19 protein-coding genes are annotated in these 20,162 nt (G+C 38.1%); 16 read left to right on the forward strand and 3 right to left on the reverse strand.

Annotation, left to right across the window (positions count from 1 at the left end):
- Positions 1-50 precede the first annotated feature (50 nt).
- Entirely contained in the window at positions 51-1,514 is a 1,464-nt protein-coding gene (locus V7127_RS02110; protein ID WP_335483165.1) for a purine-cytosine permease family protein, read from the forward strand.
- 45 nt (positions 1,515-1,559) lie between these two features.
- Positions 1,560-2,513 (forward strand): 3-hydroxyacyl-CoA dehydrogenase family protein, encoded by a 954-nt coding sequence (locus V7127_RS02115; protein WP_335483167.1) that lies wholly within the window; start codon positions 1,560-1,562, stop codon positions 2,511-2,513.
- A 73-nt stretch (positions 2,514-2,586) separates the two neighbouring features.
- Here V7127_RS02115 and V7127_RS02120 read toward each other — a convergent pair whose 3' ends face one another.
- On the reverse strand, positions 2,587-3,798 hold the full coding sequence (locus V7127_RS02120) for a M20 family metallopeptidase (protein ID WP_335483169.1): 1,212 nt from the start codon (positions 3,796-3,798) through the stop codon (positions 2,587-2,589).
- Positions 3,799-3,918: 120 nt separating this feature from the next.
- Here V7127_RS02120 and V7127_RS02125 point away from each other — a divergent pair, with 120 nt between their 5' ends.
- On the forward strand, positions 3,919-4,554 hold the full coding sequence (locus tag V7127_RS02125) for a phosphatase PAP2 family protein (RefSeq protein WP_335483171.1): 636 nt from the start codon (positions 3,919-3,921) through the stop codon (positions 4,552-4,554).
- A gap of 387 nt (positions 4,555-4,941) precedes the next feature.
- Here V7127_RS02125 and V7127_RS02130 read toward each other — a convergent pair whose 3' ends face one another.
- Entirely contained in the window at positions 4,942-5,445 is a 504-nt protein-coding gene (locus tag V7127_RS02130; RefSeq protein WP_335483173.1) for an antibiotic biosynthesis monooxygenase family protein, read from the reverse strand.
- Positions 5,446-5,675: 230 nt separating this feature from the next.
- Between V7127_RS02130 and hemE the strand changes: the two genes are divergently transcribed.
- From hemE to V7127_RS02155, 5 genes are all read left to right on the forward strand, one after another.
- A complete protein-coding gene (hemE, locus tag V7127_RS02135) occupies positions 5,676-6,722 on the forward strand; it encodes a uroporphyrinogen decarboxylase (RefSeq protein WP_335344477.1) in 1,047 nt (348 codons plus the stop codon).
- A gap of 30 nt (positions 6,723-6,752) precedes the next feature.
- Complete coding sequence (gene hemH, locus V7127_RS02140) at positions 6,753-7,688, forward strand: ferrochelatase (protein ID WP_335483175.1); 936 nt, start codon at positions 6,753-6,755, stop codon at positions 7,686-7,688.
- A gap of 26 nt (positions 7,689-7,714) precedes the next feature.
- Positions 7,715-9,148: a protoporphyrinogen oxidase gene (hemY, locus tag V7127_RS02145; RefSeq protein ID WP_335344475.1), complete on the forward strand. Its 1,434-nt coding sequence runs from the start codon at positions 7,715-7,717 to the stop codon at positions 9,146-9,148.
- Positions 9,149-9,251: 103 nt separating this feature from the next.
- Positions 9,252-9,827 carry a TetR/AcrR family transcriptional regulator gene (locus tag V7127_RS02150; protein WP_335483177.1) on the forward strand — a complete coding sequence of 192 codons (576 nt, stop codon included), beginning with the start codon at positions 9,252-9,254 and terminating at the stop codon, positions 9,825-9,827.
- A gap of 66 nt (positions 9,828-9,893) precedes the next feature.
- On the forward strand, positions 9,894-12,053 hold the full coding sequence (locus V7127_RS02155; protein WP_335483179.1) for a YhgE/Pip domain-containing protein: 2,160 nt from the start codon (positions 9,894-9,896) through the stop codon (positions 12,051-12,053).
- A gap of 58 nt (positions 12,054-12,111) precedes the next feature.
- Here the strand turns inward: V7127_RS02155 and yhfH are convergent, their stop codons facing one another.
- On the reverse strand, positions 12,112-12,249 hold the full coding sequence (gene yhfH / locus V7127_RS02160) for a protein YhfH (RefSeq protein WP_335344472.1): 138 nt from the start codon (positions 12,247-12,249) through the stop codon (positions 12,112-12,114).
- 214 nt (positions 12,250-12,463) lie between these two features.
- On the opposite strand from yhfH, the gene V7127_RS02165 reads away from it, so the two are divergent.
- From V7127_RS02165 to V7127_RS02200, 8 genes are all read left to right on the forward strand, one after another.
- On the forward strand, positions 12,464-13,198 hold the full coding sequence (locus tag V7127_RS02165; protein WP_335483181.1) for an MBL fold metallo-hydrolase: 735 nt from the start codon (positions 12,464-12,466) through the stop codon (positions 13,196-13,198).
- A 13-nt stretch (positions 13,199-13,211) separates the two neighbouring features.
- Complete coding sequence (locus tag V7127_RS02170; protein WP_335483183.1) at positions 13,212-14,198, forward strand: lipoate--protein ligase; 987 nt, start codon at positions 13,212-13,214, stop codon at positions 14,196-14,198.
- A gap of 353 nt (positions 14,199-14,551) precedes the next feature.
- The gene (locus V7127_RS02175) at positions 14,552-15,064 is read left to right on the forward strand and encodes an RNA polymerase sigma factor (protein WP_335483185.1); all 513 of its coding nucleotides are present in this window, start codon (positions 14,552-14,554) and stop codon (positions 15,062-15,064) included.
- Position 15,065: 1 nt separating this feature from the next.
- Positions 15,066-15,953: an anti-sigma-V factor rsiV gene (locus tag V7127_RS02180; protein WP_335483187.1), complete on the forward strand. Its 888-nt coding sequence runs from the start codon at positions 15,066-15,068 to the stop codon at positions 15,951-15,953.
- 211 nt (positions 15,954-16,164) lie between these two features.
- Positions 16,165-16,941, forward strand: coding sequence for an enoyl-CoA hydratase-related protein (locus V7127_RS02185; RefSeq protein ID WP_335483189.1), 777 nt, complete (start codon positions 16,165-16,167; stop codon positions 16,939-16,941).
- Positions 16,942-17,131: 190 nt separating this feature from the next.
- Positions 17,132-18,151 carry an ABC transporter substrate-binding protein gene (locus V7127_RS02190; RefSeq protein ID WP_335483191.1) on the forward strand — a complete coding sequence of 340 codons (1,020 nt, stop codon included), beginning with the start codon at positions 17,132-17,134 and terminating at the stop codon, positions 18,149-18,151.
- A gap of 53 nt (positions 18,152-18,204) precedes the next feature.
- Positions 18,205-19,215, forward strand: coding sequence for an ABC transporter permease (locus tag V7127_RS02195; RefSeq protein WP_335344465.1), 1,011 nt, complete (start codon positions 18,205-18,207; stop codon positions 19,213-19,215).
- Entirely contained in the window at positions 19,190-19,984 is a 795-nt protein-coding gene (locus V7127_RS02200; protein ID WP_335483419.1) for an ABC transporter ATP-binding protein, read from the forward strand. The genes V7127_RS02195 and V7127_RS02200 overlap by 26 nt, the downstream gene beginning before the upstream one ends.
- Positions 19,985-20,162: the final 178 nt, after the last annotated feature.

The following is a 20,162-nucleotide window of genomic DNA, read 5'->3' on the forward strand; positions in this document are numbered from 1 at the left end:
AATAACTGAATATTAATAATTTTCCTTTTATATCAATAGGGGTGAATGTAATGGATCAGCATTCTAAAATTGAAGAGTCTTTAGCCAAGAAGTACCGGCAGCCAAAAGGTGTTGAACAGTTTGGTATCGAGGCAGTTCCGGAAGAACTGCGAACAGTTCGCTGGTGGGATATTTCTGCCATGGTTTTAAATTTTGTGGTAAATCCGGGTACCATTTTAATTAGCGGTGCCTTAATCGCTGCAGGTCTGTCGTTTTGGCAAGCGGTATTTGCTGGATTTCTTAGTATCGCGATTGGTTTTTCTGTTTACCTTGTTGCAGCAACTGTCGGAGTCGATTACGGAGTTCCTGGACTTGTCAGTATGCGTAGTGTATTTGGGATTCGAGGCTCGTGGCTTGCTTCCGGTTTACGTGCAATATCTAGTGTTTATTGGTTTGCCTTTCAAACGATTTCCGGTGCCCTTGGATTAACAGCTGTTCTTGAAGTTATATTGAACAGGCCAGTTAGTTTGGCATTAGTCAGTTTAGTCTTTGCATTATTACAGGTGTTGATAGCAACCTTTGGGTACAACTCATTAAAGATTTTATCCCGTTACTCCCTTGTTTTGAAATTACTATTTTCCATTACAATTATCTACGTCTTGATGAACTATCCGACACCTTCATATCACCCTTCTGCAGTTTTCAGTTTTGCGGGCGGTGAGGGAATGAAATGGGCTTTAATTTTACTTTGGGCAACAAGCATGGCGGCTGCTTGGTTCTCAAACTTTACTGATGCTGCTGATTTTTGCCGCTATTCCAAAACAAGAGTAGACATGTGGATTGGCACATTTGTTGCTGCAGTACTTGGTCAGCTAATTTGCTCATTTGTTGGGGGGTATGCTGTTGCTGCAGCATTAGGTAAAAATGATAATCCATTTGATGTAATTGTAGGGGCATCCAATGGTGCAATGTGGTTTTTGCTTCTCATATCTGTTTATATCGTGTTGGATAATTGGACGATTAATGTTCAAAACTTATATACTGGCGGTTTATCATTGAGTAATATTTTTACTCGGCTTGGTCGATTCTGGGGCACGATTATTGTTAGTGTCATCGGCGTTATTTTTTCATTAATGCCGCAACTTGTTAATGGATATATCGGTTATATGGGGATCTTAGGAAACATCTTTGCTCCAATGGGAGGTGTGTTTCTTGCTCATTATGTACTGTTGGCCCGGAGTAAGCTTGATATTCCATCATTATTTATTCGAGGAAGTCGTTATTGGTATTGGAGTGGCTTCAACTGGGTAGCGATGTTTTGGACAATTGTTGGATTTTTCATTAATAGAAGTATCCCAGTTGGATGGATAAATATCATTTGGACCGCAGCGATTGTTGGTTTCTTATATTGGCTAACTGTAGTAATCATGCGTAAATCATCGGCAGTTTTAAATGCTGGAGCGGAAGCTGTTGACATCGATATGCCAAGTTCTATTGTGGTTGAGGATGGACTAGTTGAAAAATATAAAATGTAATATCCATACCTTAATAAATACAAATCAATTTCAAAAGGATGACTAATGATGATTGAAAAAGCAACTGTTATTGGTGCAGGTGTAATGGGGCATGGCATTGCTCAAGTGTTCGCACTTGCAGGGATTCCGGTGCATTTATATGATTTAAAAAAGGAGACATTAATAAATGCACTTGCGTCTATTAACAATAATTTAGATTTGTATGTAAAAAACGAACTCATATCTTCATCAGATAAAGACCAAACACTAAAGCATATTCATTTGACAACAAATTTGGAAGAGAGTTTAGTTGATTCAACATTCGTCATTGAAGCTATTCCCGAGGATTTACAGTTAAAATGGGATCTGTATAAATCATTAGAGGCAATTTGTGCACAGGATGTAATTATCGCATCCAATACATCCACTATTCCTCTCACAACATTAATTCAACATAGCATCTACCCTGAGCGGTTTATTATTGCCCATTTTTTAAATCCTGCACCGTTAGTACCTTTAGTGGAAGTGATTAAACATGAGAGTACTTCCAAATATGTTATCGATACAACGATGGCGTTGCTAAAAAGTATCGGAAAAACTCCTATTTTATTAAAGAAGGAGATACAAGGATTTGTCGCAAATAGGATACAAGCAGCCTTATTAAGGGAAGCATTGGCTTTAATTGAAGATGGCATTGTCGATGTGGAGGATATGGATAAAATTATTAAGGATGGACCTGGGTTTAGATGGGCATTTATTGGGCCAATAGAAACAGTAGATTATGGTGGACTAGATACGTGGAAACGAATTTTTGATAATTTATTCCCTAATCTAAATAATCTTCAAGGTGCACCAGAATTTATTACTAAACTTGTTGCTCAAAATAAGCTTGGAGCTAAAACTGGGGAGGGAATCTATCCATATAAGGACACATCAATCAATGCTGTTTTAACCGTTAGGGATGAAAATTTTTTACGGATGCTTAAAATAAGAAACAATAAACAACCTGTTGAAAAATAACATTAGAAGTGTTTCGAAACCGTTAAGAGAAAAAAGAATCACCATGCTAAAGCTGCAGGGTGATTCTTCTATATTAATGTGTACTAACTTTTGATTCGTTATCGTTATTTTGCCATGTATGGCATTGTAGTGCTGCAGAGCCAAGTGTTTTGGCCGCGATGATCATCGCCTTTTCGTCAATATCAAATTTAGGATGGTGATGTGGGTAATTTTCATCTGTATTTTCTGGCTTCGCACCGGTAAAGAAGAATGTTCCTTTTACATGCTGAAGATAATAAGCAAAATCTTCTCCGCCCATTTGCGGTTCCGTTTCTACAACTTCGGTTACTTCATCAATATTTTGTGCGCAATTGATTAGGAATTCAGTTTCGTCCTTATGGTTAATAACAGCCGGGTAGCCTCTTGCATACAAGTAATCGTATGTGCTATCTGCTGTGTAGCATGTTCCTTTTACAATCCGTTCAATTTCTTTTTCGATATTGGTACGGACTTCTTCATTAAAAGTACGGACGGTTCCGCCAAGTTTTACTTTATCAGCAATTACATTAAAGGCGTTTTCTGCAATAAAGTAGGCAACCGTTACAACAGCAGAATCAATTGGATTGACTTTTCTGCTGACAATTTGCTGCAAGTTCACGACTAGCTGAGAAGCAGTAACAATTGCATCCTTCGTTCTATGTGGCTGTGCTCCATGACCGCCTTTTCCTTGAATCGTAATTTCAAAACGATCTGCAGCAGCCATTACTGGACCAACTCGATATTGAATAGTACCAGTTGGCTCCGAAGCCCATAAATGTGTGCCAAATATGACATCGACACCTTCTAAACACCCATCTTCAATCATAGAAATAGCCCCGCCTGGAGCAAATTCCTCAGCATGCTGATGAATCATCACATATGTACCTTCAAGCTCTTCACGCATTTCATGTAGCGATTTAGCGAGAACGAGCAATGTAGCCGTATGGCCATCGTGTCCACAAGCATGCATAACACCTGGTACAAGAGATTTGTATGGCACATCTTTTTCATCTTGAATTGGAAGGGCATCGAAATCGGCTCTTAAAGCAACTGTTTTTCCAGGTTTGCTTCCATAAATCTTCGCAACAACCCCATTTCCGCCGACATTGCCTCTTACTTCAATTCCTAATTTTTCATAGTAGGACTTAATATAATTTGCGGTTTTTACTTCCTTAAAGGAAAGCTCAGGATGTTGGTGCAAATAGCGTCTTATTGAAACCATGTCTTCATAATAATTTTCTAATTTGGCAAATAATTTATTAAGCATAGCCACTCTCCTATTTGTTTGTATTTTGAATATTATAGCATTTTATGTTGTAAAGGAGGGATTGTTTTTGCTAAAATAAGGGACGTGTGTGAAAAAAGGTTAGCAGAAAGAGGGAAAGATTTGGAATTAAGAAAGTCGCCCATTACATATGTATTGATTGTCATTTCCGCTTGTATTTTCATTTATTTTGCCTTAGCGGTAAAAAGCGGAGAGCCATTACATTTCGATCAAAATGTCAGTTCGTTTTTATTAAGTCTATTTAAGGAAAACTCTTATCCGTTTTTCAAAGCGCTTAATATGATTGGTTCCTTCAAAGGAATTGGACTAATAGCACTTGTCGTTATTTTTCTATTATGGATGAAAAAAAGGGACTATGTCGGTATGGCAGTGTTCACCTTAACGGTCGCAACAGGGGCTTTACTGAACGATTACGTAAAAGATACTATTGCACGCCCACGTCCGGAGATTAAGCACATCGTTCATGTGAAAAGCTTTAGTTTTCCAAGTGGACATGCGATGATGGGGATAGTGTTGTATGTATTGATAGCTTACTTCATCGTTTGTAATATCCAGTCACTAGCAGGAAAATGGCTAGTGATGTTCCTCGCATTTTTGATCATTATTATGCTAGGAGTTAGCCGTATCGTTTTACAAGTTCATTATCCATCCGATGTAGTAGCGGGCTATGCTCTAGGCTTAGCTTGGGTCCTTATGGGGATTATTATATATGAGTTCTTTAGGGGAAAATGGAGTTAATCGAATAATACATAAGTTAAAACAGACTCTTCCATTTAATTTAAATTGGAAGAGCCTGTTTTATTTTTTTAATGAATAACAAAGTAGTATTTTTAAAAGAATAAGTCTTAATAAACGAGGGATAAACTCTTTCAAGAGGAAACAACTTCCCTGAAGGTAGTTAAGAGCCTCACTTAAACCCCTTCAAAAAGAAACAACTCCCCGAAGGTAGTTAAGAGCCTCTCTTAAACCCCTTCAAGAGGAAACAACTCCCCTGAAGGTAGTTAAGAGCCGCTCTTAAACCTCTTCAAGAGGAACCTACTCCCTCGAAGGTAGTTAAGAGCCTCTCTTAAATCTCTTCAATAAGGAAACTACCCCCAAAAAGGTAGGTTAAGAACCGTTTATATACTAATCATCCTCAGAGGGAATATAATACTTCGAAATATAGGGTGCCCCCATAAATATTTGGGATTGGGCGGGGGGAGATTTTGTTCCTTGGAAGAAAGATTGATAAGATGGGGTATTTTCCCAATTCATATAGGACCTTTCACTTTTCCATAAGGTTAGAATGATATAAGTGTTGGATTTGCTCGGCCGCAATACTCGCAGGGCTACAAAGCCGGGATTATTAAGCAGGTGAACATGGTCAGCTGAATACCGATATTCAAACATTGGTTTGTCGTCATCAATAACAGGAATATGATTTAAAACTAAAAAACCTGAATTCTCTAAAACACCCTCTGATTTCAGAACCTTATAAGATCTTGGGGCACCGAAAACGGTTTTCCCTGAGGTTTCATGAACAAGAACTGCCTCCTCGTTATTCTGTATAAGAAGTATTTTTTCCTTACCGTATTTTCCCTTTATTTTTTTCAAGAATTCAAATGTACCGCTCGTCATATAAATATTCATCTTTTAGGTCACCTCTCTAATAGAAAAGTCAAAAAATTAGGTTTTTCTGTTTATTTTAGCCTTGAACCTTCTTTAAATTCGTCAAATTTTCGACATTTCCTCTTATAAACTATACAACTATAGTGGAAAGGGATACAGTAAGGATGGACAAAAAGTTGTAGGAATTTTAATTATTACTATATATATATTACAATGAAAAGCAGACAGTCTTTGAAAGGGGATTAATTTTAATGGAAAGAATGTTTAATGATACATTTTTACGAGCAGCAAAAGGTGAGAAAACGGATCATGTGCCAGTTTGGTATATGCGCCAAGCAGGCCGTTCTCAGCCAGAATATCGTGCAATAAAGGAAAAGTATTCTCTATTTGAAATAACACATCAGCCTGAGCTATGTGCTTATGTGACAAAATTGCCTGTTGATCAATATAACAATGATGCAGCCATTCTTTATAAGGATATTATGTCACCGCTTCCTGCACTTGGAGTGGAAGTTGAAATTAAATCTGGTATAGGTCCAGTGATTTCAAATCCAATCCGTTCAACAGCAGATGTTGAAAAACTAGGAGAAATTAATCCAGAAGAAGATGTGCCTTATGTTTTAGAAACAATCAAAATTCTTACACAGGAGCAATTGACAGTGCCTCTTATTGGCTTTGCAGGTGCACCATTTACTCTTGCAAGCTACATGATTGAAGGCGGCCCTTCTAAAAATTACAATAAAACGAAGGCTTTCATGTATGCAGAGCCTGAAGCTTGGTTTGCCTTAATGGATAAACTCAGCGAAATGACAATTACATATGTTAAATCCCAAATTAGAGCAGGCGCGAAGGCGATTCAAATTTTTGATTCATGGGTAGGGGCTTTAAATGTGGCTGATTACCGTGTTTTCATAAAGCCAACGATGAATAAAATTTTCTCTAGCCTCAGAGAAGAAAATGTTCCGCTTATTATGTTTGGGGTTGGAGCAAGCCACCTTGCAATGGAATGGCACGACCTGCCATTAGATGTAGTAGGACTTGACTGGAGACTTCCTATTAAAGAGGCAAGGGAAAGAGGAATTACAAAAGCAGTTCAAGGAAACCTTGATCCTGCCCTTTTGTTAGCCCCATGGGAAGTAATCGAGGAAAGAGCGAAAGCGATTTTAGATCAAGGAATGGAACAGCCAGGCTATATTTTTAACCTTGGACACGGCGTATTCCCTGAAGTCAAACCAGAAACATTAAAGAAATTAACGGCATTTGTACATGAATATTCTGCTTCTAAGCTGGGCAACTAGAGTAGCAACAGATCTACTAGAGGTGATTAGATGACAAGGAAGAAAATGGGCCTGCTTGTAATGGCATATGGCACTCCAAATAAAGAAGAAGATATAGAACGCTATTATACTCATATTCGCATTGGGAGAAAGCCTTCTCCAGAGATGCTTGAAGATTTGAGGGCCAGATATGAAGCAATTGGCGGTATATCTCCATTAGCAAAAATTACTTTGGATCAAGGAAAAAGCCTAGAAACATATTTAAATGAAAATCAAGAAGAGTACGAGTTTCAAATGTATCTTGGCTTAAAGCATATCGAGCCATTTATTGAAGATGCAGTTAAACAAATGAATCAAGACGGTATTGAAGAAGCGGTAAGTATTGTATTGGCTCCACATTTTTCAACGTTTAGTGTGAAGTCATACAATGGCAGAGCGAAGGAAGAAGCGGAAAAGCTTGGAGGTCCTGTTATACATTCAGTGGAAAGCTGGTATGATGAGCCAAAGTTCATCCAATATTGGGTTGACCGTGTAAAGTCTACTTTTGAAGGGATGCCGCAAGAGGAAAGAGAAAAGTCAGTGTTAATCGTTTCAGCTCATAGTTTACCTGAGAAGATTCTGCAATTGGGAGACCCTTATCCAAAACAGCTTCAAGAAACAGCGGATATGATTGCCAAAGGAGCTGGAGTGAAAAATTATGCTGTCGGCTGGCAAAGTGCAGGAAATACGCCAGAACCTTGGCTTGGTCCCGATGTTCAAGACTTGACTAGAGAGCTTTATGAAACAGAAGGGTATAAGGCATTTGTTTATACACCAGTAGGATTTGTCTCCGATCATCTTGAAGTGTTATATGACAATGATTATGAATGTAAAGTGGTTGCTGATGAAATTGGTGCGAGCTATTATCGACCGCCTATGCCGAATGATCAGCCAGAATTTATTGAGGCATTGGCAGCCGTCATTCTTAGAAAATTAGCAAACAAGTGAGACTAAAGTAAAGAAGGCGAAGAACCGTGTCGGAACAAAAGAAAAGGGTTGTTATTATCGGTGGTGGAATTACAGGTTTAACAGCTGCTTATTATTTACAAAAGGAAGTAAGTGCTAAAGGACTGCCACTTGAGGTAAGATTAATCGAAGCTACCCATCGGCTAGGGGGAAAAATGCAAACCGTTGTACGCGATGGATTTGTCATAGAGAGAGGTCCCGATTCCTTTCTTGCCCGTAAGCAAAGTGCTTCCCGTCTTGCGAAGGAAGTAGGAATGGAAGATAAATTAATTAGAAATACGGCTGGTAAGTCTTTTGTACTCGTTAAGAATCGCTTGCATCCTATGCCAGGGGGTTCTGTTATGGGAATACCTACACAAATAGCCCCTTTTGTTACGACCGGTTTATTTTCTTTGGCGGGAAAGGCAAGAGCAGCTGCAGATTTTATTTTGCCAAAATCAGACCCAGCTAATGACCAATCACTTGGCAAGTTCTTTCGCAGAAGGCTTGGAGATGAAGTGGTTGAAAACTTAATTGAGCCTTTGCTATCCGGTATTTATGCTGGAGATATTGACCGGCTTAGTCTCATGTCAACCTTTCCTCAGTTTTACCAGGTTGAACAAAAATATAAAAGCTTAATATTAGGGATGAAGAAATCAACTCCAGCACCGCCAAAGAATGCTGGAAAGAAGACAGATAAGGGGATTTTTCTAACAATCAATACAGGCTTGCAGTCTTTTGTAGATGCTATAGAATCAAAGCTAGAGCCCCATTCTGTCATGAAGGGCTGCAGAGTTGAACGGATAAGCAAAAAAGAAAATAGATATGAAATTGAGTTAAATGGGGGAGATCAGCTGCACGCTGACAGTATTATTATGTCTGTCCCACATCATATAACCCATTCTGTTTTTTCCGACTATCAATTCTTTGACCCGTTTATGGAAATGTCATCCACCTCTGTCGCAACAATTGCTCTTGCTTTTCCTGAAGCAGCAATCGATAAGGATATTGAAGGAACAGGTTTTGTTGTCTCTAGAAATAGTGATTATACCATTACTGCGTGTACATGGACTCACAAAAAATGGCCGCATACTACACCTGCCGGAAAAGTGCTTATTCGCTGTTATGTAGGCAGACCTGGTGATGAGGGTGTTGTGGAGCTTTCGGATGATGAATTAATTAAGATAGTGCTTAATGAGCTTAACAAAACAATGAATATTACGATGGATCCTGATTTTGCTGTCATTTCAAGATGGATTGATTCCATGCCGCAGTATACAGTCGGACATAAAGAACGAATTGAAAAGGTCAAAACGCATTTAGCTTCTGAGCTTCCAGGTGTTTTTCTAGCGGGAAGCTCGTTTGAAGGATTAGGGATGCCTGACTGTATTGACCAAGGTGAAGCAGCTGTTGAAAAGGTCTTATCATTTTTAAATATGGATGAAAAAAAAGCTGTCTTATGACAGTTTTTTTTCTTGATTTATGATTTTTTTCATGTTATCTTAAAATGTACACAGAATGACCAAAATGCTCAATTGGTCACTAACTGTGAAAAGAGGTGTTGTTTTGGCTATGGATCGCAAGCAGCTAATTATTGAAGCGGCTACCAAATCCTTTTCCCTATTTGGCTATAAGGCAACAACGATGGATCAGGTCGCAAAAATAGCTAATGTTGGAAAAGGGACCATCTATACATTTTTTAAAAATAAGGAAGAGCTTTTTGACGAAATCATTAATTCCCTTATTAATGAAATGAAGCATGCTGCCGATGAAGCAATTGACCCGTTGCTTTCTTTTCATGAAAATGTTCACCGCGGCCTCTACAAACTCTTAGAGTTTCGCCTGAAGCATCAGCTCACTATCAAGCTTTTTCAAGAGGGAAAGGAAATGGGCACTCCAGCAGTCATAGAGGTAATGACAAAATTAGAAGAGGAAATCATTACTTATTTAAAGAGTAAAATCTTACATGCGATTGAAAAGGAAGAAATTCGACCGTGTGATCCGGAACTGACTGCTTTTATTATGCTAAAGCTGTATGTTTCCTTGATCTTTGATTGGGAGAAGCGTCATCAGCCACTAGAGAAAGAAGATATTGCGAGAATTTTTGAACAGTATATTTTCGATGGATTATCAAATAGATAATCCTCATTTTTTGCAAGGGATTGACCAGTTGAATAAAATGGTCACAAATTTAAGGGGGCAACGAAATTGAAGGGTAATTTATTTAAAAAGGAATTATCAAGCATTGTGCGAAATAAAAAGGTTCTAATTCCGATCATTGCCGTGCTTTTTATTCCTGTATTATATAGCGGAATGTTTTTATGGGCGTTTTTGGATCCATATGCTAAGCTTGCAGATTTACCAGTCGCAGTTGTTAATGAGGATAAAGGGGCAGACTATGATGGAAAAGGCTTGCAGCTCGGGAAAGAGCTTGTTGATAAATTAAAAGAAAGCAAGGATTTTGACTACCATTTTGTAGAAAAAGAGGATGCATATAAGGACCTGAAAAATCAAAAATATTATATGCTAATTGAAATTCCAAAGGATTTCTCGGAAAATGCTACAACTCTTCTTGATGAAAATCCGGAAAAGTTAAGGCTGCATTATGTACCAAATGAAAGCTATAATTTCCTATTTTCACAAATCGGCGGTACAGCCGTTGAAAAAATCAAAATCTCACTTTCTGAGAAAATTACTGAAACATATGCGGAAACGATGTTTGATAAAGTTAGTGATCTTGCGAATGGAATGGAAAAGGCAAGTGAAGGTGCAACAAAAATTAATGATGGCGCAGCTGAACTGAAGGATGGGTCTTCTAAAATTTATGATAATCTTTCAATATTAGCTGAAAAATCGATTGAATTTAATAATGGTGTTGGAAAAATAAATAATGGCTCAAAAGAATTAGTAGCAGGCTCAAAAGCCCTTGCTGATGGACTTGGTCAATTACAGGAAGGACATAACCAGCTAAAGTCTGCGTCTAATCAGTTAAAGGCAGGCAACGAACAAATGGCCTCAGGTATTTCTCAAGCAACTGATGGATTAAATAAACTGAATGAAAAGCTCCCGACTATTGTTTCGGGAACTGAGCAGATTGGTGCAGGGGCAAATAAATTATCAGCCTCCCTTCAGCAATGGCAATCCGAAGCAGAAAAGGTAAGCGGCGGCATGACAGAATTACAAAAGAATCTACAAGTGCTAATCGGACAGCTACCGGAAAATTCACCACAGAGATTGCAATTGGAAGGTGCTTTAAATCAGTTAAAAAGTGGAACAGCTGAACTTGCAGGAGCTGCTGGACAAATGGCAAATGGCGGTTCAGAGCTTGCTAATAAAATTAGTGCTTTAAATGAAGGACAGAAACAGGTGCAGCAAGGAGTTAGCCAGCTGGCACAAGGAAGTCAACAGCTTAATGTTGGGGTCAAAAAAATTTCGGAAGGGCAAAATGACTTCCAAGCAGGCATGGATACCTTTGGACAAAAATTTGCCGATGCGAAAGCAGGCGCTGATCAATTAGCAAACGGTTCTACAGTATTAGCAGGTGGACTTGGCCAATTACAGGATGGTTCAAAGGCAATTCAGGATGGAACCGGGAAGCTGAAGGACGGTGCTGGAAAACTTGCTGACGGAAATACTTCCTTATATGACGGTTCAAAGGAATTAGCGGATAAACTCGCAGCTGGGGCAGATCAAGCATCATCGGTACATGCCAATGATAAAACGTATAGTATGATGGCTGGGCCAGTGAAGGTAGATAATGAAAAAATTAATAAAGTTCCTAACTATGGAACAGGCTTTACCCCATATTTCTTATCATTAGGTCTATTCGTTGGAGCGTTATTATTATCGATAGTGTTTCCAATGCGTGAACCTGCCGGAGTACCGCGAAACGGAATAAGCTGGTTTACAAGCAAGTTTCTTATTTTAATGGGAGCTGGTATTTTACAGGCTTTACTTGCTGCAGTGATTATTCTTGCGGGTTTAAAAATAGAGGTTCAAAGTGTTCCTTTATTTATCCTATTTTCGATCATTTCAAGCTTAACGTTTATTACGTTAGTTCAATTCTTTGTTACCGTATTTGGAGATCCAGGACGATTTATGGCGATTATCATTTTAATTTTGCAATTAACAACGAGTGCTGGAACATTTCCGCTTGAGTTAATTCCAAATCTATTACAGCCATTCAATGCAATACTGCCAATGACTTATACAGTATTTGGGTATAAAGCAGTTATTTCAAGTGGAGACTTTAGCTTTATGTGGCATAATGTGGCGATATTGGGAATCTTTATAGTAATCTTTATCGCTGGAACCATTGGATATTTTACAACTGTGTATAAGAAGCGTTTTGCAGTTATTGCGGAATAAGAGAAAAACCAGCCGTTCATTTCAAGACGGCTGGTTTTTCTATGACTATATGAATCTGTTATAAAATATCTTTAACACCTAGGCAATGATCACATTTATTCCCATAGCATTCATGCTGCTCATCAATAGACTTCCCACACTCAACACATTGCTTTGCCGGTAAATTTCTAAAAAATTCGATGATGTTTTGAATCATTTTGAGAGCCTCCTAAGTTTTTGGATTAGTAAGATTATTTGATTTCATTGTATTATAACAGAGGTGACATGTCAATAACTGTTTCAATACAAAAATCAAAAAAAGAAAAATTGGTTCTTTGGCCATATAAGTGGCATAGTTGTTCCAAAATCCTTATTTTGGTCCCATTGAGGTATAATATTATCAATCGATATGTTTTTAAGGAGGTTTTTATGTGAATTTTACAGTTATTGGACATTGGGGCGGTTATCCAAAGGCAGGAGAAGCGAGTTCGGGGTATTTACTCGAGTATGATGGATTCCATTTGCTGATTGATTGCGGAAGTGCTGTACTATCACAGCTACAACGTGTTTTACAGCCTGAGGAACTAAATGGAGTCATTATATCTCACTATCATCCCGATCATACAGCTGATATTGGTGTATTGCAGCATGCCAGACTGATTCAAGGCTTCTTAGGTAAGGAAATGGAGTGTCTTCCTATTTACGGACATTCGGAGGATGAAGTTGAATTTTCAAAGTTAACCTATAAAAATATTACTGAAGGGATAGCCTATGATCCTGATCAGGCTTTAACAATTGGGCCTTTTAGGGTACAATTTTTACTGACAGACCATCCTGTTACTTGTTTTGCAATGAGATTTGAAGCTGGCGGGAAATCTATCGTTTATACAGCTGATACATCATTTAAAGAAGAATTGGTTCCCTTTACAAATGGGGCTGATTTACTCGTGTGTGAATGCAATTTCTATGGAAATCAGAATGGAAAAAGCGCTGGACATATGACAAGCCTAGATGCAGGGAAATTAGCTAGTGATGCCAATGCCCGTCAACTGTTACTTACACATTTGCCTCATTACGGAAACTTGGAACAATTAAAGGAAGAAGCAGCGACACGATATAATGGTCCAATTTCACTAGCTTCTTTGCAATGGTCGTTAACCTTATAAAGGAGTGGAACAAATGTTATTTATCGATAACAAAGGAATAACAGATCCAAGAATTAATCTCGCCATTGAGGAATATGCACTTAAAAACTTAGATATTAATGAAACCTATTTGCTATTTTACATAAATGAGCCATCTATCATTATTGGAAAAAACCAAAATACTATAGAAGAAATTAATACGGAATACGTAGAAGGCAATGGTATTCATGTTGTCCGCCGTTTATCAGGTGGAGGCGCTGTATACCATGACTTAGGGAATTTAAACTTCAGCTTTATAACAAAGGATGATGGGGAAAGCTTCCATAATTTCCGTAAATTCACTGAGCCTGTTGTTCATGCCCTTCAAAAATTAGGGGTAAATGCTGAATTGAGTGGACGTAATGATTTAACAGCAGAAGGAAGAAAAATTTCCGGGAATGCTCAATTTTCAACTAAAGGAAAAATGTTCAGCCATGGCACCCTTCTGTTTGATTCCGAAATTGATAGCGTTGTCTCAGCATTAAAGGTGAAAAAGGATAAGATTGAGTCGAAAGGAATTAAATCCATTCGCAGCCGTGTAGCAAATATTTCCGAGTTTTTATCAGAGAAAATGACGATTGAGGAATTTCGATTGCTTCTGCTTCAAAATATTTTTGGTGGGGAAAAAATCGAAGAGTACAAGCTTACCGATGAAGATTGGGAAAAAATTCACCAGCTGTCTAAAGAGAGATATCAAAACTGGGATTGGAATTATGGCAAATCTCCTAAATTCAATTTGCAGCATTCTCATCGGTTCCCAGTTGGACAAATAGATATCCGTCTAGAGGTTGAGGGAGGAACGATTCAGCATTGTAAAATATTTGGCGACTTCTTCGGAGTAGGCGATGTAGCGGAGCTTGAAGAAAGGCTAACCGGATTGCGCTATGAAAGATCCGCCATTGAAAAGGCAATCGAGGACATTGATGTGAAGTATTATTTCGGGAATATTACGAAAGAGGATTTTCTAAACTTAATTTACTAGGTTGGTGCGAGCGTTTCTGACGGGAAACGCTCTTTTTAATGGGGAAAATTCAATGAAGGACAAAATTGGGTTTTTATACTGGTTAAATGCTCATTTTAGTGGGAGAAATAGAAAAAACTTAACATAGGAGTGCCCAATGTGCGTGTTTAGAAAGAAAAGTAGAAAAATCCTGACATAGGGGGATCAATGTAAGTGTTTTTGGATGAGTTGTGGGATGATGACGGACATAATAGGTTCAGAAATAGAAAAATGACTTCACCGGAATAATATCAAAATATAAAAACTTTTTACAATATCTAACGCGTCTTATTAATGTATACAAATTATTTGCAATAAAGGAGCCTTTTTGCGAAATGAGGAAAACAAAATTTAATTACGATGATTTATTTACTGAATTTGTAAGGGAGAATAAAGAAAACTTATACAGGCTTGCTTACAGCTATGTGAAAAATTCCGAGGATGCTTTAGATATTGTACAGGATTCCATTCATAAAGCTATGAGGTCAATAAATTCGCTTCAAGATTTTAGCATGCTGAAGAGCTGGTTTTACAGAATTGTTGTAAATACTTCTTTAGATTTTCTTAGAAAGCATAAGAGAGTTAGTATTGTGGATGATGAAATGATGGAGACCTTTAGTCCGGGAAAAGAAGACCATTACGATAATATTGATTTAGAAAGGGCATTAGATCAATTACCACCAGAGTATAAAAGTATTATTATTTTACGATATTTTGAGGATTTAAAAATCGATGAAGTTGCTGATGTCCTTAATGAAAATATCAATACGATAAAAACACGATTGTATAAAGCTTTGAAATTATTACGCATTGAAATGCAGGACGATGTCAACGAGGGGGCAAAATAGAATGGACAAAAAATTTGAACAGCTGAAAAAGGAATATAAAAATATACCAATACCCGATGAATTAGATTTCGTTGTGGAAAGGGCATTAAAAAATGGGAAGAAAAAAACTAAAAGTGGTTTAAAATGGATTGTTGGAACAGCGGCGGCAGCTATACTTTTTATAGGAGGATTAAATATAAGTCCAGCTATGGCTAGCACTTTATCAGAGTTACCCGTAGTTGGAAATATTATTAAAGTTCTAACCTTTACAGAGTTTAAAGTTGATAAAGATAAATATCAGGCAGACATAAAAGTGCCAGCAGTAACAGATGCGGAAAATGGGGTTTTAGCTCAAAGCCTCAATGATAAATATTTACAAGAAGGAAAGGAACTTTATGAGCAATTCACTGCTGACGTAGAAGATTTAGAGAAAAATGGCGGCGGCCATCTTGGGGTCGACAGCGGCTATGAAGTAAAAACGGACAATGATCAGATTCTATCGATTGCAAGATATGTAGTCAATACAGTTGGTTCATCTTCGACTGTGATGAAGTACGATACAATTGATAAGAAAAATAAAATTCTGTTAAGCTTGCCAATACTTTTTAAAGATAATGGATATATAGAAAGAATTAGTGAAAATATTAAAGAGCAGATGAGGGCACAAATGAAGGATACTAATTTAGAAAAAGTATACTGGGTTTCTGATTCTGGACTCAAAGATGAAGATCTTGTTGAATTATTTGAATCCATTAAAAAGGATCAGAATTTCTATATTAATAATGAAGGGAAATTAGTTATTTCCTTTGACAAATATGAGGTTGCTCCGGGATATATGGGAGTTGTGGAATTTGTTATTCCTACTGAACAGATTACTGATTTGTTAGTTAGTAATGAGTATATTAAATAATTTGGAAGAGTAAACCTTTTCTCTTTCTTCTATTAATAATATTTTTAATTCAATCGAATACAATATTTCCTCTCAATTTAATGTATTTGGAAAATTTTTATTAAAACATATTAGGCAGACATTAATTGTCTGTCTATTTTTATGTACCGAAAGGGTTTTAACGGAATTTATCGAATTGAATAGGTAGTCATTTTATACGAGGGGGAGTCATATGAATTCGATTATTGTTGAGATGAAGGAGCATATTGCAGTTGTAACGATAAATCGTTCAGAGGCATTGAATGCTTTTAATTATGATACGTTATTGGAGCTGCAAGAGGCTGTTGAGTCCATACGGATAAATTCAGATGTCAGGGTTGTTATATTTACTGGTTCAGGTGAGAAGGCTTTTAGCGTAGGGGCTGATTTAAAAGAGCGAAAGACATTGTCTGATGTGGAAGTTCGCCGAAATATTTATAAAATCGGTGAAGTCTTTTCGCTAATTGACCAGCTGCCCCAGCCAACCATTGCAGCCATAAATGGATTTGCCTTTGGCGGGGGAATGGAACTTGCGCTATCATGTGATTTTAGGATTGCCGTTTCAGGAACAACTATGGGACTGACTGAAACTAGTTTAGCGATTATTCCAGGTGCTGGTGGTACTCAAAGATTACCAAGGCTAATTGGCCAGGCAAAAGCGATGGAATTAATTTTGACGGCCAAACGTTTGAGCTCAGAGGAAGCATTGGAATATGGCTTATTGAATAGAGTGGTCGATAGAGATAATCTTCTAAATGCGTGTTTTGAATTAGCAAATCAAATGCTAGCCAATGGTCCTCTTGCTCTTCAACAGGCTAAATTTGCAATAAAACAGGGGATGAATGGAGATTTACAGACCGGATTGCAAATTGAAAGGAAAGCATACGAGGTCATTATTCCAACAGAGGATCGAGTCGAAGCACTTACAGCTTTTGCAGAAAAAAGAAAGCCAAATTTCAAAGGCAGATAAGGACACAGCCCCAGTGCTGTGTTTTTACTTTTCTCAGATATTGACAATCTTATATTCTAAATTTAAATAATTTTTTGAAATAGTAAAAAAGACTTGAATTATCACTCTTTTTGGCATTATAATTTAGTGAATAAAAGCGAAAAAGCACAAAAGCGAAAAAGCGCAAAAGTATTCAAAGGGGGAACAAATAATGTTCAAGAAAATGAAATTAATGGCCGCTGCTAGTTTAGTAGGTGTTGCATTGCTAAGCGGATGTGGAAGCGATAAAACAGCTGATGAAGGTAACGGCTCGAATAATGAAGCAGAGAAAACATATAAGATTGGAATTTCCCAATTTGCAGAGCACCCTTCCCTTGATGCTGCAACAGAAGGATTTAAGAAAGCATTAGAGGATGAAGGGTTCAAAGACGGGGACAATGTAGAATTCCTTATTCAAAATGCCCAAGCAGATATGAACAATACATTGACGATTGCTAACAACTTTGTTGGTGATAAAGTCGATTTAATCTTTGCGAATGCAACACCAAGTGCAGTGAGTGCTTTAAATGCTACAAAGGATATTCCAATTCTTTTCACTTCTGTTACGGACCCAGTTGGGGCTGGCTTAGTCGAAGCGCTGGATAAACCAGGTGACAATATTACTGGTACTACCGACAACCATCCAGATGGAACAGCCAAAACGATTAACTTTATTACGGAAGAAATTGGCGCTAAAAATATCGGTGTTATTTTTAATTCAGGTGAGCAAAATTCTGAAGTGCAAGCAGATGCTGTAAGAGAGCTTGCAGAGCAGAAAGGTGCTAAAGTGGTGGAAGCGACTGTTTCAACTTCTGCTGAAGTAAAGCAGGCTGCTGAATCATTAATTGGACGAGTAGACGCAATTTATGTTCCAACTGATAATACAGTTGTGTCTGCTTTAGAATCAGTTATTTCTGTAGCAAACGAAAAGAAAGTTCCTTTGTTTGTAGGTGAGCTTGACTCCATGAAGCGCGGTGCCGTTGCAGCGAGTGGTTTTAATTATTTTGACCTAGGCTACCAAACTGGTAAAATGGCTGTGGAAATTTTAAAAGGCAATAAAAAGGCATCTGAGCTTCCAGTTGAATTGCCAAGCAGCTTAAAGCTTGTTATTAATAAAAAAGCAGCTGAAGAACAAGGTGTTGAAATCAAGCAAGAGTGGGAAAAAATTGGTGAGTTCTACGAAGGCGAATAATATTCGTTAATTATAAAAACTAGGCTTTTCAGCAGTAAGAAAGGAAGATTTATATGTCGACAGCCATCTTTGGATCAATAGAAGCAGGTGCAATCTATGCATTAATGGCATTAGGAGTCTATTTATCATTCAGAATACTAGATTTTCCTGATCTAACAGTGGATGGGAGCTTCGTGACGGGTGCCGCGGTGGCTGCAGTCCTTATAGTTGGAGGGACGAATCCATTCTTAGCAACGCTTATAGCTCTAATTTGCGGATTTGCAGCCGGCTGTATCACTGGATTACTTCATACGAAGGGAAAAATTAATCCTCTGCTATCAGGGATTCTTATGATGATTGCATTGTACTCAATAAACTTGAGAATAATGGGCAAGTCAAATGTCCCGCTTTTATCAGAAGAAACAGTGATCACAAAATTAACAGCATTCTGGCAAGGGCTTGGGCTGGATAATGGAATTCAGGCAATCTTTTCTGCCACAGGCTTCGTTCCAAAAACATGGGGAATTCTCTTCCTTATGATCATATTGGCTTTTGTTGTAAAGGTATTGATAGATTTATTCTTAAAAACAGATTTTGGCTTAGCGATCCGTGCAACAGGAAATAATGAAACAATGATCCGCAGTTTTTCAGCGGACACAGATTTATTAAAAATTGTTGGACTTGGAATTTCTAATGCGCTTGTCGCTTTATCCGGTGCGCTTGTTGCCCAGTACAACGGGTTTAGTGATGTTGGAATGGGAATCGGGATGATTGTCATTGGGCTTGCATCCGTTATTATCGGGGAAGCGATTTTTGGGGCAAAAACGATTGTAAGAGCAACCCTTGCTGTAATTGGAGGCGCTATTTTATACAGAATCATTGTCACATTAGCACTAAGGGTTGAATTTCTCGAAACAGGTGATATGAAGCTGATAACTGCCTTTATCGTTATTTGTGCTCTTATTCTGCCGAAGATCATCGATATGCAACGTGAAAAGCAGCGCAAAAAACGGAAAAAGACTCAAGTTTTACAAAAAGCGAATGAGAGTGGTGAGCAACTTGCTGCAATTAAATCAAATTCATAAAGTTTTTAATGAAGGTACACCTGATGAGAAAATTGCTTTACAGCATATGAACCTGCATTTAAAACCCGGTGATTTTATGACTGTAATCGGCAGCAATGGGGCGGGAAAATCAACATTAATGAATCTTATCTCGGGTAAATTAATTCCAGATGTGGGCCAGGTAGTCATCGATGGCAAAGACGTTACAGCTGTGAAGGAGTTCAAACGGTCGAAGCTCATCGGCCGTGTATTTCAAGATCCGATGGCGGGGACTGCCCCAGCAATGACGATTGAAGAAAATCTTTCCATTGCGTATTCAAGAACGGGCACGCGTGGTTTGAAAAGAGGAGTTACAAAAGCACGCCGGGAATTTTTTAAGGAAAAGCTTGAGACACTACATCTTGGTTTAGAGAATCGTCTTCAGGCAAAGGTTGGTCTATTGTCAGGAGGGGAGAGGCAGGCATTGTCACTGTTAATGGCGACTTTCACCGAACCGAAAATCCTGTTGCTGGATGAACATACTGCAGCCCTTGATCCTTCACGTGCAGAGCTCATCACCAATCTGACAAAGGAAATTGTCGAAAAGTATAAACTGACAACTTTGATGGTTACTCATAATATGCAGCAGGCTTTAGATCTAGGAAACAGGCTTATTATGATGGATAAAGGACAAATTATTTTTGAAACAACCGAAGAGCAAAAGCAGAAATTAACGGTTGATAAGCTATTGGAAGAATTCCAGCGGATACGTGGGGAGAAAATGAGCAGTGATCGCGCTGTACTAATCTAATAGATAAATTGGATAAATTGAAAAGGGCATATCACCTCAAGTGATATGCCTTTAAAAATTAGTTATCGCAGATTAACGGGCTGTAAGTCCCCCACTTCAAGAAGTTGCGTAAAACAAAGAAATTCTAAGTGGGGGCAACAGCCCGTAAAGGCCCGATTGTAGGAACACAGACTAAGAA

It is taken from the genome of Bacillus sp. JJ1773 (assembly GCF_036962035.1).
Classification (GTDB): domain Bacteria; phylum Bacillota; class Bacilli; order Bacillales; family Cytobacillaceae; genus Cytobacillus.